Here is a 15,451-nt window from a genome sequence, read left to right as displayed (position 1 = left end):
CGCGGGTCAACTCGCCACAGCGGTGCGGTAGCGGTGCCGTGCGGTCAACGTGAGCCGAAGGTCGTCGATGAGCGGATCGAAGAACCGCGTCCGGTACTCGTCGTCACTTATCGTGCGCGCGCTGAGGTACATAAACGTCAGCGCGCCAAGGAAAAACGTGATCTGAATAAGTGAGTCGGGCACGGGAATCGTCATGCCCAGCACGGTGCCGTCGCTGCGGCCGTTGCGTGTCCACTGCGCCAACAACTCGGGAGACAACAGAATCAAGCCGAGGATCAGGAACAGTCCTGCGGCCATCGCGGCGACCCCGGCGATCTGGGTGATCAGCGAGGCGGCGACCACGAACATGATGTTGCCCCGTTCGACGCGGCTGAGCGGACTAGCCGTCGCGGGGTCCGGCATCGTCTCAAAAGGCGTGCCCGCCAACTGCACTGAGCGATCGTCCTCGTCGTCGGCGAGCATCATCGGTTTGACCCGGTCGCGCGTCACCGACACCACGAACACCGCCGCGATCGCGATGAGGAACGCCAGCGCCAGCCACAACCGCGGCCGCGAGACGGTGGCCGCCATCAGCCACACGGGGGAGTTGAAGAACACCAGGAAGGTCAGCAGCAGCAGCGGCAGCGCCCGCGTCACCATCGAACCCGCCGCAGCGAGATTCGTCGTCGTCATCTGCACGGCCCACGCCATGATCGACCCCGCACCGCACGCGGTCAGCGCCAGGATGGCCACGATCACGACAGCTTCGAGGACAAGGTCGACGAACACCCGCGGGCTCGGCCCGCCGAGGATGCCGCCGACGATCGCGATCGCGACCGCCACCGTCGCCGCCACGGTGCGACCCCGCACGGTCGAGATGCGTGAGACCAACCAGCCAACCGCCACCGCGACGGGCAGCACGAGGACGAGCAGGGCAAGGACGAACCATTCCGTGCGCGTCGGATGACCGTCGATGTCGATGGTGTGCTTGCCGGTTGTGGCCACGACGACGGCGGAGTTGACCATGAACACCGCGAACGCGGCCAGCGCGGGCGCTGAACGGGGCCACAGCCGTCGCACCAACGCACCCGGGCGCAACACTGCAGGCAGCCCACGATCGAGGAACCAGGCGTCGGCAGCACGGCGCTGCGCCGTGTCAATCATGAAGAGCCCGTCGGTCGGGTGTCGGCGTCAGTTGGATGGCCGCCCGCCACAGCAGCAGCCCCGTCTGCACCCCGACCGCGATCGACATCATCGAGATCAGCGTCGCCGTGAACACCGCGGTGCTGTGCGTGCCGAGCAGTTGGGTGACACCCATGAAGCCCAGCGAGCCGGGCACCAGCAGCCAGAAGCCCGGCACCACCAGCGACATGGTCGGCGGTGTGCCTGGCCGATGGGATATCGCCAGCGCGAACAGGATCAGCGTCAATCCGCCGCCGAACCCGCTGGCGTAGCTGCCGAGCACCGCATTGCCGATCCACTGGCCGCCGTACGCCACGTACAGCATCAGCAGCATCCACGGCAGGAACTTCGTCGGCGGCGCGTAGTTCAGCCATATCCCGATGCCGTACACCAGCACCCCGACGACGGGTGCCCACGGACCGAGTCGGTTGAACTGGGTGGTGACCAGGTCGGTGTCCGCGACGCCTGCGACCTGCGCGGCGATCAGGATGCCGAAGGCCAACTGTGCGATCTGCATGAAGCCCGCCACCAACCGGCTGGCACCGGACACCAGGTGCTGGGTGCTCAACTCGATGACCGCGAGCGTGATCGCGGCGCCGGGAAGGAACGTGGCCAGCGGCGCCGCCAGCGCGCGCAGGCTGTCGGTCCCGACGTGGTAGCGGTTCTCGAACGAGAACACAATGAGCGCCACCAGGAATGCGCAGATGGTCGGCAACATGTGGCCGATCGCCTCGACGCGACGGCCGATCACGCTCAGGCCGCCGACGAGCAGTCCGAGTATCGCGGCGCCGTACAGACTCCACGGCGTCGGCTGCAGGATCAGCGCCAGCCCGACGCTTTGCACCGCGTAGCCGGAGATGGTGATCAGCAGCGGAAATCGGTTGTCCAAGTTGCGAATACGCTCGAGCTCGGCCATGCCTTCGGCGGGGCTGACCGTACCCGATGGCGCCCGCGCCACCAGCGTGGCGAGCGGGAAGGATTGGTCGTAGCGCACAGTGAAATCCGGGTTGGCGATGTAGACGCCCTCACCCGACGGGCTGCCCACCTGCACGTAGTTGGGCAGCGCCAGGAACTCGTGGTCAAGGCCGTATGCGCGAGCCGTCTGTTCCATCACTGCGCGCACCATCGTGACGGGATAGTTGGCCGCGGCCATGGCGGCGCCCAGCGCGGCCACGAACTGAGGCGCGGCCACATCGTGTCGCTCGGATGGCACGGTCGCAGGCTACTGCGTGCCGTCGCCTAGGCTTGCCCTATGCAAAGGATTATCGGGACCGAGGTCGAGTACGGCATATCGTCGCCGTCCGATCCGACCGCGAACCCGATCCTGACGTCCACCCAGGCGGTGCTGGCGTACGCGGCGGCCGCGGGGATCCAGCGCGCCAAGCGCACCCGCTGGGATTACGAGGTGGAGTCGCCCCTGCGCGACGCCCGCGGGTTCGACCTGAGTCGCTCTGCCGGTCCTCCGCCCGTGGTGGACGCCGACGAGGTCGGTGCGGCCAACATGATCCTCACCAACGGCGCCCGCTTGTACGTCGACCATGCGCACCCCGAATACTCCGCGCCCGAATGCACCGATCCGATGGACGCGGTCATCTGGGACAAGGCAGGCGAGCGGGTCATGGAGGCCGCCGCACGGCACGTCGCGAGCGTGCCCGGGGCCGCCAAGCTGCAGCTTTACAAAAACAACGTGGACGGTAAAGGCGCCTCGTACGGTTCGCACGAGAACTACCTGATGTCGCGGCAGACGCCGTTCTCGGCGGTCATCGCGGGCCTGACCCCGTTCCTGGTGTCGCGGCAGGTGGTCACCGGTTCGGGCCGGGTCGGCATCGGACCCTCGGGTGACGAGCCCGGCTTCCAGTTGTCGCAACGCTCCGACTACATCGAGGTCGAGGTCGGCCTGGAGACCACGCTCAAGCGCGGCATCATCAACACCCGCGACGAACCGCACGCCGACGCCGACAAGTACCGCAGGCTGCACGTGATCATCGGCGACGCGAACCTGGCCGAGACGTCGACCTACCTCAAGCTGGGCACCACGTCGCTGGTGCTCGACCTGATCGAAGAGGGCATGGACCTCACCGATCTGGCGCTCGCGAGGCCGGTGCACGCGGTGCACGTCATCAGCCGCGACCCGTCGCTGCGCGCCACCGTCGCGCTTGCCGACGGCCGGGAGCTGACCGCCCTTGCGCTGCAACGCATTTACCTCGACCGCGTGGCCAAGCTGGTGGACAGCCGCGACCCGGATCCGCGCGCGGCGCACGTCGTCGAGACGTGGGCGAACGTCCTGGACCTGTTGGAGCGCGATCCGATGGAGTGCGCGGAGATCCTGGACTGGCCCGCGAAGCTGCGGCTGCTGGAAGGCTTCCGGCAGCGGGAGAACCTCAACTGGTCGGCCCCGCGGCTGCACCTGGTCGATCTGCAGTACTCCGACGTCCGGCTGGACAAGGGGCTCTACAACCGGCTGGTGGCGCGCGGCTCGATGAAGCGGCTGGTCACCGAACAACAGGTGATCGACGCCGTCGACAATCCGCCGACCGACACCCGCGCGTACTTCCGCGGCGAGTGCCTGCGCCGGTTCGGCGCCGACATCGCCGCCGCGAGCTGGGACTCGGTGATCTTCGACCTGGGCGGCGATTCGCTCGTGCGGATTCCAACACTGGAGCCGCTGCGGGGCAGCAAGGCGCACGTCGGCGCCCTGCTCGACAGCGTTGACACCGCCGTCGAACTGGTGGAACAGCTCACCCAGTAGCCCTGCTATCCCAGGCAAAACAGGCGACGAACGGTAGGGTGGAGTAACGGCGGGCGCAGTGAGCCCGCCGATGACTATCAGGAGGCAGCGATGGCTCAGGAGCAGACCAAGCGTGGCGGTGGCGGCGGCGAGGACGACGACCTCACCGGCAGCACTGCCGCCGGGCAGGAGCGTCGCGAGAAGCTGGCCGAGGAGACCGACGACCTGCTCGACGAGATCGACGACGTTCTCGAGGAGAACGCCGAGGACTTCGTCCGTGCATACGTCCAGAAGGGTGGACAGTGACCTGGCCGCACCGCGAACAGCTGGCCATCCCGTCACCCCAACCAGGAGCACCCTCCATCCCTGTGGATTTGTCGTCCTTTTCTGACCTGCTGCGCCGTCAGGCGCCCGAACTCCTGCCGATCAATCGGACCGGGTCCGCGTCCGTCGTTCCCGGCGACGCGGTTCCGCACGGCACCACCATCGTCGCGCTGAAGTTTCCCGGCGGTGTGGTGATGGCGGGCGACCGCCGCTCCACCCAGGGCAACATGATCGCTGGCCGCGACGTCCAAAAGGTGTACATCACCGACGACTACACGGCCACCGGCATCGCGGGCACGGCGGCTATCGCAGTCGAGTTCGCCCGCCTCTACGCCGTCGAACTCGAACACTACGAGAAGACCGAAGGCGTGCCGCTGACGTTCCGCGGCAAGGTGAACCGGCTCGCGACCATGGTGCGTGGCAATCTCGGCGCGGCGCTGCAGGGCTTCGTCGCGCTGCCACTGCTGGCGGCCTACGACCTCGACGACCCGAACCCCGAGGCCGCCGGACGCATCGTGTCGTTCGACGCGGCGGGCGGCTGGAATCTCGAGGAAGAGGGCTACCAGTCGGTGGGCTCGGGCTCGATCTTCGCCAAGTCGTCGATGAAGAAGCTGTATTCGCAGGTGACCGATGGCAATTCGGCCCTGCGCGTGGCGGTGGAAGCGTTGTACGACGCCGCCGACGACGATTCCGCGACCGGTGGACCCGATCTGGTGCGCGGCATCTACCCGACCGCTGTGATTCTGCAGGCTGAGGGCGCCGAGGAGGTGCCTGAGACCAGGATCGCCGAGCTGGCCCGCGAGGTCATCGAAAACCGGTCCCGCGCGGACACTTTCGGCCCCGACGCACAACACCGTAGCGCCGACGCGCGAGGAGACTCGTGAGCTTCCCATACTTCATCTCGCCCGAGCAGGCGATGCGCGAGCGTTCGGAGCTCGCACGCAAAGGCATTGCCCGCGGCCGCAGCGTGGTGGCGCTGGCGTACTCCGGCGGCGTGCTGTTCGTCGCCGAGAACCCGTCGCGGTCGCTGCAGAAGGTCAGCGAGCTCTACGACAGGGTGGGCTTCGCCGCCGTCGGCCGGTTCAACGAGTTCGACAACCTGCGTCGCGGCGGCATCCAGTTCGCCGACACCCGCGGATACGCGTACGACCGTCGCGACGTGACGGGCAGGCAATTGGCCAACGTGTACGCGCAGACGCTGGGCACCATCTTCACCGAGCAGGCCAAGCCGTACGAGGTGGAGCTGTGCGTGGCCGAGGTGGCCCACTTCGGCGAGACCAAAGCGCCCGAGCTGTACCGGATCACCTACGACGGATCCATCGCCGACGAACCGCATTTCGTGGTGATGGGCGGGACCACCGACCCGATCACCGCGGCGCTCAACGAGTCGTACTCGGAGAACCTCGGGTTGTCCGACGCGGTCAAGGTCGCCGTCGAGGCGCTGACGGCAGGCGGCAACGGCAGCGCCGAACCGCGCCAACTGGGGCCCTCGACGCTGGAGGTTGCGATCCTGGACGCGAACCGACCGCGTCGTGCGTTCCGCCGGATCACCGGCTCCGCGTTGGAAGCCGTTCTGCCCGCAGACGATTCGGACGCGAAGCCGTCGGACGACAGCTAGCCGGTCGCCATGGCCGAGTCGGTGACGCCCTACGCGCCGATTCTGCGCCGGCCGCGGATGCTGCGGCAGCGGTGGCTCAACCTGTCCTTCCTGCATTGGGCGGTCGAACCGGCGGACATCGCGCACCTGTATCCGCCGGGCACCGAGCCTGACATCTTCGAGGGCCGCAGCTTCGTCGGCGTCGTGCCGTTCCAGATGTCGCTGTTCGGCACGTTTCTCGAGACCAATGTCCGGCTGTACTCGGTGGATCAGACGGGCCGCCGCGGGGTGGTGTTCCTGTCGCTGGACACCACCCGACTCGACGTCGTCGCGGGCGGTCGGTGGGTGTTCGGGGTGCCCTACCGGTGGGCGCGGATGAGCTATCGCGCGAGCGGCGACCGGCGCGTCTACACCTCGACGCTGCGCTGGCCGAACGTCACGGCGTCGAGTTCCATCGAAGTGCGAGTGGGCGATTCGCTGGCGTGCGGGCCGCTCGAGCACTACATGACCGCGCGATGGGGCGCGCACGTGGTGCGCGCCGGTCGCACCTGGTACGTGCCCAACGAGCATCCGGCGTGGGCGCTGCGCCGCGCCGAGTTGATCGACTTCACCGACGGCGGGCTGCTGGCGTCCGTCGGACTTGCGGAACTGGCGCGGCGGCCGCCGGACCATGTGGCGTACAGCGACGGTGTCGCGGCGCGCTTCGGCAGGCCGGTGTTGGCGACCACCCCGCGCTAAAGGACAGCGCGCACGGCCTTTTCGAAACCGGCGACGTGTTCGGCGGCCAGTTTGGCGGCCAGTTCCGCGTCGCCGTCGATGATCGCGCGGAGCAGCGCCACGTGTTCGGTGACGTGCTCGGCCACGTTCGACAACCGGTCTAGGAACAGACACCAGATGCGGGTGGCGTGGGCATCCTGGCAGACGAGGACGTCCTCGAGATACGGGTTGCCGGAGGCTTTGTAGATCGCGGTGTGCACCCGCACGTCGAACCGCAGCAGCGTGCGGGGGTCGTCGGCGGGATCGAGTTTGGCGATGTCGTCGGCGAGTTCCGACAGTTTGAGCTTGGTCTCTTGCGAGGCGGCAGTGGCGGCGCGGGCGGCGACGACCGGCTCGAGCTGCCTGCGGATCTCCTGGATGTGCGCGAGGTCGGTGATGTCGACGGTGGTGGCGAACGTGCCGCGGCGGGGATAGGCGATCACCAGACGGTCGCGTTCGAGCCGCTTCAGTGCTTCGCGCACCGGGGTGCGGCCGAACCCGAGTTGGCGGGCCAGGCCCTCATCGTTGATGGGCTCGCTGGGCCGGATGTCGAGCATGATAAGGCGCTCGCGAATGATCTGATAGGCCAGGTCGGCGTTGGACTGGGTGGCTCCCTCGCCGGTGTCGACCAGTTCCACGCTCATCGTCTGTCTCCTGTCGAACATTGACCCTTGACGTGCAAATCAACGTACCATACTGTGCTCCACAACTGATATATCAGTTACGAAACGACTGTTCGATGGAGAGCCGCGTGAGTCCTCAGGCGCCGGGCGCGCACCTGCCCGATCATCCCGATTTCCTCTGGCGCAATCCCGAGCCGAAGCGGTCCTACGACGTCGTGATCATCGGCGGCGGAGGGCATGGCCTGGCGACCGCGCACTATCTGGTGAAGAACCACGGCGTCACCAACGTGGCGGTGCTGGAGAAGGGCTGGCTCGCGGGCGGCAACATGGCCCGCAACACGACGTTGATCCGGTCGAACTATCTGTGGGACGAAAGCGCCGCGATCTACGAGCACTCGCTGAAGTTGTGGGAGGGGCTCGAGGACGACCTCGGCTATCCAATCCTGTTCAGCCAGCGCGGGGTGCTCAACCTGGCGCACAGCCTGCAGGACGTTCGCGACAGCGTCCGTCGGGTAGAAGCCAACGTGCTCAACGGAATCGACGCCGAATGGCTCGAACCGGACGAGGTCAAGAAGATCTGCCCGATCGTCAACATCTCCGCCGACGTGCGCTACCCTGTCCTCGGCGCGACCTATCAGCCAAGGGCCGGCATCGCCAAACATGACTACGTCGCATGGGGTTTCGCGCGTCGGGTCGACGCCGCGGGCGTTGACCTGCTGCAGGGCTGCGAGGTCACCGGCTTCGTCACCGAGGGGGACCGCATCACGGGGGTGCGCACCACGCTCGGCGACATCTCCACCGGGCAGGTCGCGATGTGCGCGGCGGGTCACACGTCGGTGCTCACCGACATGCTCGGATTCCGGGTGCCGCTGCAGAGCCATCCGCTGCAGGCACTGGTCTCCGAGTTGCTCGAGCCCGTGCACCCGACCATCGTGATGTCCAACGCCGTGCACGTCTATGTGTCCCAGGCGCACAAGGGCGAATTGGTGATGGGCGCAGGCATCGACTCGTACAACGGGTACGGGCAGCGCGGCGCCTTCCACATCATCGAGCGGCAGATGGCGGCGGCCGTCGAACTGTTCCCAATCTTCGCCAGGGCGCATCTGCTGCGCACCTGGGGCGGCATCGTCGACACCACGCCCGACGCCTCGCCGATCATCGGCCGCACGCCGTACCGCAACCTGTACCTCAACTGTGGTTGGGGCACAGGCGGATTCAAGGCCACGCCCGGCATCGGCTGGTGCATGGCCGACACCATCGCCAACGACGAACCGCACCCGTACGTGGCCCCGTTCCACCTGGACCGGTTCGTCACAGGAGCGCTTGTCGACGAACACGGCGCCGCCGCCGTCGCGCACTGAGACTTCGAAAGACTGGAGCAGCAATGCAACTCATCGAATGTCCGTACTGCGGGCCGCGCGAAGAGACCGAATTCCATTACGGCGGGCAGGCGCACGTCGCCTACCCCGAGGATCCGTACGCGTTGACCGACGAGCAGTGGGCGCACTACGTGTTCTTCCGCGCCAACCCCAAGGGGAAGTTCGCCGAGCGCTGGGTGCACAGCGCCGGATGCAGACGATGGTTCAACGCCGTGCGCGACACCGCAACCTATCGCTTCGAGACTGTTTACCGCATCGACGATTCGAAGCCGGTGATCTCATGACCGCGCCGTTCCGCACCGCCAAGGGGGGCCGTATCGACCGCGCCGGCCGGTACGAATTCACCTTCGACGGTCGCACCTACACCGGGCACCCCGGTGACACGCTGGCCTCGGCACTGCTCGCCAATGGTGTGCACAAGATCGCGACCAGCGTCAAACTCGGCCGCCCGCGCGGTATCTCAGCGGCCTGGGCCGAGGACACCGGGGGGCTGGTGCAGATTGAGGCGCCGTTCCCCGAGCCCATGCTGCTGGCCTCGACGGTCGAACTCTATGACGGACTGGCCGCCCGTGGGCTGCCAGGACAGGGCAGGCTGGCCGACATCGCCGACTCCGCGCGCTACGACGCGATGCACGCGCACGCCGACGTGCTGATCGTCGGCGCGGGGCCCGCCGGTCTGAGCGCGGCGCTGACCGCGGCGCGCTCCGGCGCCCGGGTCGTGCTGGTCGACGAGCAGTCCGAGGCCGGCGGGTCGCTGCTTGGCAGCACCGACCGGATCGGCGGCGTCGACGCGCTCGACTGGGTGCGCGCCGCCGTCGAGGAGTTGGCGACCTATCCCGAGGTGCGACACCTGCAGCGCACCACCGCATTCGGGCACTACGACGACGGCTTCGTCCTTGCCCTCGAGCGGCGCACCGATCATCTCGGTGCCGCCGCGCCTGCCGGTATCTCACGCCAACGGGTGTGGCGTATCCGCGCCGCGCACGTGCTTATCGCGACCGGTGCGCACGAGCGGCCGGTGGTGTTCGCCGACAACGACCTGCCCGGAATCATGTTGGCGCACAGCGCGAGAACCTTCCTGCACCGCTACGGCGTGTTGGTCGGGCATACCACGGTGGTGTTCACCACCAACGATAGTGCCTATGCCGCCGCGTTCGACCTTGCCGACGCCGGTGTGCAGATCCAGATGGTCGTCGACGCGCGCGCCCGGGTGCCCGAGACGCTGCGCAACGAGTGTGACCGCAGAGGCATTCCGCTGCGGACAGGCGCCGTCGTCACCGGCACCCGTGGTGACGACCGCATCACCGACGCCATGGTCGCCGACTTCGACGGGACGAATACCGCTACCGCCGAGACGGTTTCGTGCGACACGCTGTTGGTCAGTGGCGGCTGGAACCCGGCGGTGCATCTGTTCAGCCAGGCACGCGGCGTGCTGCGGTACGACGCGGCGCTCGGTGGCTTCGTTCCCGCCGAGCACCTCGACGGGGTCAGCGTCGCGGGTGCGGCCAACGGCGTGATGGATCTGGCGGGTTGCCTGCGCGGGGGGCAGGACTCGGCGGCCGCCGCACTTGGTGTGCCAGCGCAGGATCCGCTGCCCGAGGATTCGGAGGTCGCCGCAGGCGCCGGTCTGGTGTTGTGGCGGGTGCCGGGACGTGAGCAGGACCAGTTCGTCGACATCCAGCGCGACGCCACCGTCGCCGACGTCGCGCGGGCAGTGGGCGCCGGGATGCGCTCGGTGGAACATATCAAGCGCTACACCACCATCGGCACGGCGCACGACCAGGGCAAGACGTCGGGTGTGATCGCCTCCGGTATCACCGCCGAACTACTCGGCGTGCCGATCGAGAAGTTGGGCACCACCACCTTTCGGCCGCCCTACACGCCGGTCGCATTCGCCGCGTTGGCGGGCCGCGACCGGGGCGCGTTGTTCGACCCGGAGCGCACCACGGCGCTGCACGACTGGCATGTCGCCAACGGTGCGGTGTTCGAGGACGTCGGACAGTGGAAGCGTCCGCGGTATTACCCGCAACCCGGCGAGGAGATGGACGACGCGGTGCTACGCGAATGTGCTGCCGTGCGAACAAGTGTCGGCATTCTCGACGGCTCGACGCTGGGCAAGATCGACGTGTCCGGCCGCGATGCCGCCGAACTGCTCGACCGCATTTACACCAACCTGATGAGCAGCCTGAAGGTCGGCGCTATCCGCTACGGCGTGATGTGCGGCGTCGACGGAATGGTGATCGACGACGGCACTGTGATGCGGCTGGCCGAGGACCGGTTCCTGGTGTACACCACCACCGGCGGGGCCGCGAAAATCCTTGACTGGATGGAGGAGTGGCTGCAGACGGAATGGCCGCACATGCAGGTGTCGCTGGCCTCGGTGACGGATCACTGGGCGACCTTCCCGGTGGTCGGCCCGCGGTCACGGGACGTGATCGGCGCGGTTTTCGGGGACGTCGACGTCAGCAACGAGGCCTTCCCGTTCATGACGTGGCGGTCGACGAGTCTAGCCGGGGTGCCGGTGCGGTTGGGCCGGGTCAGCTTCTCCGGTGAACTGGCCTACGAGGTCAACGTCGACTGGTGGCACGCACCCGCGGTGTGGGAGCGGTTGATCGCGGCGGGCGCTCCGTACGGCATCACGCCGTACGGCACCGAGACCATGCATGTGTTGCGCGCGGAGAAGGGCTATCCGATCATCGGGCAGGACACCGACGGCACGGTCACCCCGCACGATCTCGGGATGGCCTGGGCGGTCTCGAAGAAGAAGCCCGACTTCATCGGCAAGCGCTCGTTCAGCAGGGCGGAGAACCAGAATCCGTCGCGTAAACAACTCGTCGGGCTGTTGCCGGTCGACCGGGTCAGCAGGCTGCCCGAGGGCTCGCAGATCGTCGAGTTCTGCGACGGCGACGTGCTTCCACCGCCGCCGGTGCCGATGCTTGGCCACGTCACCTCCAGTTACCGCAGCGCCGAACTCGGCCGCACCTTCGCGCTGGCGCTGGTCAAAGCGGGCCAGTCCCGCATCGGCGAGACGCTGCATGTGCCCGTCGACGGAGCGCTGATCCCCGTCGAAGTCACCGGTTCTGTATTGGTCGACCCGGAAGGAGCGCGACGCGATGGCTGACACCCTGCAACGCACCAGCCCACTACAGCCGTGGGCGGGACGGTTCGCCGAATTGACCGAATCGGTGTCGATCACCGAGGAACCGTTCGTCACGATGGTCGAACTGAGCGTCGACGCTTCGGGTACCGATGCCGTGGCCGGAGTGCTCGGAATCGAACCGCCGACGGCTGCGTCCAGCTACGCCAAAAGCGCTGACACCACGGTGATCTGGCTCGGCCCTGACGAATGGTTGGTGACCGGCACTCAATTGGCAGGCCCCGATCCGGAGGCCCGGCTGCGTGAAGCCCTCGCACCCCACGGTGGCACCGCCGTCGACGTCTCCGCGCAACGCACCACGCTGCGGCTGCGTGGCAGGCACAGCCGCGACGTCCTGAACAAGGGTTGCGCCATCGACCTGCATCCCACGAAGTTCGGCGAAGAAGCGGCCGTGCAGACCACGCTCGGACGCACCGGGATCATTCTGCTCGCTGTCGACGGCAGCGGTACCGACTACCGCGTCCTGGTCCGCTCGTCGTTCGCCCGCTATCTCGCCGACTGGTTACTCGACGCCGCCCAGGAGTACTCACTATGACACGTCAGCTCATCGACCCGTTGATGCAGCCCTTCGAGCTGAAGAGTCTCACGCTGCGCAACCGGGTGGTCAGCACCTCGCACGAACCGTCCTACACCGAGGACGGCATGCCCAAGACGCGCTACCGCCTCTACCACGAGGAGAAGGCCAAGGGCGGCATCGGGTTGACGATGATGGGCGGGTCCGCGGTCGTCGCGCCCGACAGCCCGGCCGCATTCGGCAACCTGCACGTCTACAAGGACGAAATCGTGCCGTGGCTACGCGAACTCGCCTACGGCGTGCACGAGCACGGCACCGCGCTGATGTGTCAGATCACCCATCTGGGCCGCCGCACCAGCAACTACGACGGCGACTGGCTGCCGGTGGTGTACCCGTCGCCGCTGCGGGAGCCCGCGCACCGGGCCTTCCCGAAGGTGGCCGAGGAGTGGGATATGGACCGCATCGTGCGGGCCTACGCCGACGCCACCTCCCGCTGCCGCGAGGCCGGCCTCGACGGCGTCGAGATCGAGGCCTACACCCACCTGCTCGACGCGTTCTGGTCGCCGCTGACCAACCACCGCGACGACGAGTTCGGCGGCAGCCTCGAAGCCCGGATGCGGTTCCCGCTGCGGGTGATTCGCGCGGTGCGCGAGGCGGCGGGGCCCGACTTCGCCGTCGGCATCCGGATGTCCTTCGACGAGGAGATGCCGGGCGGCCTCGCCCGCGAGGAGGCGCTCGCGATCGCGCACCAGGTGGTCGCCGAGGGCGTCGATTTCATCAGCATCATCCGCGGATACATGGGCAGCGACGAGGCGCTGTCGCGGGTGATCCCGCCGATGGGCACGCCGGTGGCGCCGCATCTGGAGTTCGCCGGCGAGATCAAGCGTCAGGTCGGTGTTCCGGTGATGCACGCGTCCCGGATCAACGACGTGGCCACCGCAAGGCACGCCGTCCGCGACGGTCTGCTCGACCTGGTCGGGATGACCCGCGCGCATATCGCCGATCCGCACATCGTCGCGAAAATCCAGGCGGGGGAAGAGGACCGGATCCGACCCTGTGTCGGCGCCAGCCTCTGCCTCGACGAGATCTACCAGGCCCGCGACGCCAAGTGCATTCACAACCCGGCGACGGGTCGGGAGGACCGGTTGCCGCACCACGTGCCGCCCGCGACGGGTACGCCGCGCAAGGCCGTCGTCGTCGGCGCCGGGCCTGCGGGCCTGGAGGCGGCGCGGGTGCTCGGGTTGCGCGGACATCAGGTGGTGGTGATGGAGGCCAGCGACGCCGCGGGTGGGCAGATCCGGCTCGCGTCGTCGTCGCCGCGGCGGCGCGACCTCATCGGCATCGTGGACTGGCGACTGGCCGAGTGCAAACACCTCGACGTCGACATCCGGTTCAACACCTACGCTGAGGCCGACGACGTGCTCGCCGAGGATCCCGATCTGGTGGTGGTGGCGACCGGCGGCGTGCCGAACACCGAATTCCTTACCGAGGGCGCACAACTGGTCTCCGATGGTTGGGATGTGCTCAGCGGTGCGTTCCGCGTCAAGGGCGACGTGCTGCTGTTCGACGACAACGGCCAGCATCCCGGTCTCGACGCCGCCGAGGTACTGGCTCGGGCGGGTGCGAACATCGAATTCGTCACGCCGGAGCGGACGTTGGCGCCTGACGTCGGCGGGGTCAACTATCCCGGCTACTTCAAGGTGTTCGCCGAACACGACGTCCGCGTGACGCTCAACGAGCGGGTGACCGCGGTGCGGCGCAAGGACGGCAGGTTGGAAGTGGATCTGTACAACGAGTACGCCCACGTCACTCGGCAGCGCATGGTCGACCAGGTGGTCGTCGAGCACGGCACGCTGCCGTCGGACGAGTTGTACTTCTCGCTGGTGCCCGGTTCGTCGAACCTCGGCGAGGTGGACCAGCAGGCGCTGCTCGACCTCAATCCGCAGACAGTTCAACGTAATCCGGACGGCAGCTATCAGCTGTTCCGCATCGGCGACGCCGTGGCGAGCCGCAACATCCACGCGGCGGTGTACGACGCGTACCGGTTGTGCCTCGCCCTGTAAGCAACGTTCACCACAATCCAGAAAGGTCATCACATGCCACAGCAGGTTCAGGGTGTCATTGCGCGCAGCAAGGGCGCCCCGGTCGAACTGGTCGACATCGTCATCCCCGATCCCGGTCCGAACGACGTGGTCGTGCGCATCCAGGCATGCGGGGTGTGCCACACCGACCTGACGTATCGCGAGGGCGGCATCAATGACGAGTTCCCGTTCCTGCTCGGCCATGAGGCGGCGGGCGTCGTCGAATCGACCGGTAGCGCCGTCACGCACGTGGAGGTCGGCGACTTCGTCGTGCTGAACTGGCGGGCGGTGTGCGGCAACTGCCGGGCCTGCAAGCGGGGCAGGCCGTGGTACTGCTTCGACACCTTCAACGCGAGCGCGCCGATGACGCTGACCGACGGCACCGCGTTGACACCGGCGCTGGGCATCGGCGCGTTCGCGGACAAAACCCTTGTGCACGAGGGACAGTGCACGAAGGTCGACCCGAACGCCGACCCCGCGGTCGTCGGCCTGCTCGGCTGCGGCGTGATGGCCGGTCTCGGCGCGGCGGTGAACACCGGCAACGTGTCGCGCGGCGACTCTGTCGCGGTGATCGGCTGCGGCGGTGTCGGCGACGCCGCGATCGCCGGTGCGCGATTGGCCGGCGCGTCACCGATCATCGCGATCGACCGCGATCCCAAGAAGCTGCAGATGGCAATCGAATTGGGCGCCACCCACACGGTCGACGCGTCGAAGGTCGACGCCGTTGAGGCGGTGCAGGAACTGACCGACGGCTTCGGCGCCGACGTCGTCGTCGACGCGGTCGGTCGTCCGGAGACCTGGAAGCAGGCCTTCTATGCGCGAGATCTGGCGGGCACGGTGGTGCTGGTGGGTGTGCCGACACCGGACATGACGCTGGAGATGCCGCTGATCGACTTCTTCTCCCGCGGTGGGGTGTTGAAGTCGTCATGGTACGGCGACTGCCTGCCCGAGCGTGACTTCCCGGCGCTGGTGGATCTCTACCAGCAGGGCAGGCTGCCGCTGGACAAGTTCGTCAGCGAGCGCATCAAGCTGGACCAGGTCGAGGACGCATTCGCGACGATGCACCGCGGCGAAGTGCTGCGGTCGGTGGTCGTGCTCTGAGCGCCGCGCCTTATTGCGCCGACACCGTAG

At 67.6% G+C, this 15,451-nt stretch carries 14 protein-coding genes; 11 read left to right on the top strand and 3 right to left on the bottom strand.

Annotation, left to right across the window (positions count from 1 at the left end):
• Positions 1-6 precede the first annotated feature (6 nt).
• Together A5724_RS12945 and A5724_RS12940 are read right to left on the bottom strand one after the other, a co-directional pair.
• On the bottom strand, positions 7-1,143 hold the full coding sequence (locus A5724_RS12945; RefSeq protein WP_067801800.1) for a hypothetical protein: 1,137 nt from the start codon (positions 1,141-1,143) through the stop codon (positions 7-9).
• Complete coding sequence (locus A5724_RS12940) at positions 1,136-2,374, bottom strand: threonine/serine exporter ThrE family protein (protein WP_255397247.1); 1,239 nt, start codon at positions 2,372-2,374, stop codon at positions 1,136-1,138. Before A5724_RS12940 ends, A5724_RS12945 begins: the two co-directional genes overlap by 8 nt.
• Positions 2,375-2,413: 39 nt before the next feature.
• Here A5724_RS12940 and dop point away from each other — a divergent pair, with 39 nt between their 5' ends.
• From dop to A5724_RS12915, 5 genes are all read left to right on the top strand, one after another.
• Complete coding sequence (gene dop, locus A5724_RS12935; RefSeq protein WP_067801797.1) at positions 2,414-3,910, top strand: pup deamidase/depupylase; 1,497 nt, start codon at positions 2,414-2,416, stop codon at positions 3,908-3,910.
• A gap of 90 nt (positions 3,911-4,000) precedes the next feature.
• A complete protein-coding gene (locus A5724_RS12930; RefSeq protein WP_003887572.1) occupies positions 4,001-4,195 on the top strand; it encodes a ubiquitin-like protein Pup in 195 nt (64 codons plus the stop codon).
• 20 nt (positions 4,196-4,215) lie between these two features.
• Entirely contained in the window at positions 4,216-5,097 is an 882-nt protein-coding gene (gene prcB, locus A5724_RS12925) for a proteasome subunit beta (protein WP_369830633.1), read from the top strand.
• Positions 5,094-5,831 carry a proteasome subunit alpha gene (gene prcA, locus A5724_RS12920; RefSeq protein WP_067801791.1) on the top strand — a complete coding sequence of 246 codons (738 nt, stop codon included), beginning with the start codon at positions 5,094-5,096 and terminating at the stop codon, positions 5,829-5,831. Before prcB ends, prcA begins: the two co-directional genes overlap by 4 nt.
• A 9-nt stretch (positions 5,832-5,840) precedes the next feature.
• Entirely contained in the window at positions 5,841-6,548 is a 708-nt protein-coding gene (locus A5724_RS12915) for a YqjF family protein (protein WP_067801789.1), read from the top strand.
• Here A5724_RS12915 and A5724_RS12910 read toward each other — a convergent pair.
• The gene (locus tag A5724_RS12910; protein ID WP_067801785.1) at positions 6,545-7,210 is read right to left on the bottom strand and encodes a GntR family transcriptional regulator; all 666 of its coding nucleotides are present in this window, start codon (positions 7,208-7,210) and stop codon (positions 6,545-6,547) included. The two genes, A5724_RS12915 and A5724_RS12910, sit on opposite strands and share 4 nt — an antisense overlap.
• 107 nt (positions 7,211-7,317) lie before the next feature.
• Between A5724_RS12910 and A5724_RS12905 the strand changes: the two genes are divergently transcribed.
• From A5724_RS12905 to A5724_RS12880, 6 genes are read left to right on the top strand one after another with little or no spacing between them, the layout of a single operon-like run.
• On the top strand, positions 7,318-8,550 hold the full coding sequence (locus A5724_RS12905; protein WP_369830631.1) for a sarcosine oxidase subunit beta family protein: 1,233 nt from the start codon (positions 7,318-7,320) through the stop codon (positions 8,548-8,550).
• 23 nt (positions 8,551-8,573) lie between these two features.
• Positions 8,574-8,852 (top strand): sarcosine oxidase subunit delta, encoded by a 279-nt coding sequence (locus A5724_RS12900; protein ID WP_067801781.1) that lies wholly within the window; start codon positions 8,574-8,576, stop codon positions 8,850-8,852.
• Entirely contained in the window at positions 8,849-11,689 is a 2,841-nt protein-coding gene (locus A5724_RS12895) for a 2Fe-2S iron-sulfur cluster-binding protein (RefSeq protein WP_067801779.1), read from the top strand. The genes A5724_RS12900 and A5724_RS12895 overlap by 4 nt, the downstream gene beginning before the upstream one ends.
• The gene (locus A5724_RS12890) at positions 11,682-12,260 is read left to right on the top strand and encodes a sarcosine oxidase subunit gamma (protein ID WP_067801777.1); all 579 of its coding nucleotides are present in this window, start codon (positions 11,682-11,684) and stop codon (positions 12,258-12,260) included. The genes A5724_RS12895 and A5724_RS12890 overlap by 8 nt, the downstream gene beginning before the upstream one ends.
• Positions 12,257-14,302, top strand: a complete 2,046-nt coding sequence (locus A5724_RS12885; RefSeq protein WP_067801774.1) for an NADH:flavin oxidoreductase — start codon at positions 12,257-12,259, stop codon at positions 14,300-14,302. Before A5724_RS12890 ends, A5724_RS12885 begins: the two co-directional genes overlap by 4 nt.
• A 33-nt stretch (positions 14,303-14,335) precedes the next feature.
• A complete protein-coding gene (locus tag A5724_RS12880; RefSeq protein WP_067801771.1) occupies positions 14,336-15,421 on the top strand; it encodes an S-(hydroxymethyl)mycothiol dehydrogenase in 1,086 nt (361 codons plus the stop codon).
• Positions 15,422-15,451: the final 30 nt, after the last annotated feature.

The sequence above is a fragment of the Mycobacterium sp. ACS1612 genome (genome assembly GCF_001667505.1).
Classification (GTDB): domain Bacteria; phylum Actinomycetota; class Actinomycetes; order Mycobacteriales; family Mycobacteriaceae; genus Mycobacterium.
This window is presented reverse-complemented; position numbering and strand designations above follow the sequence as displayed.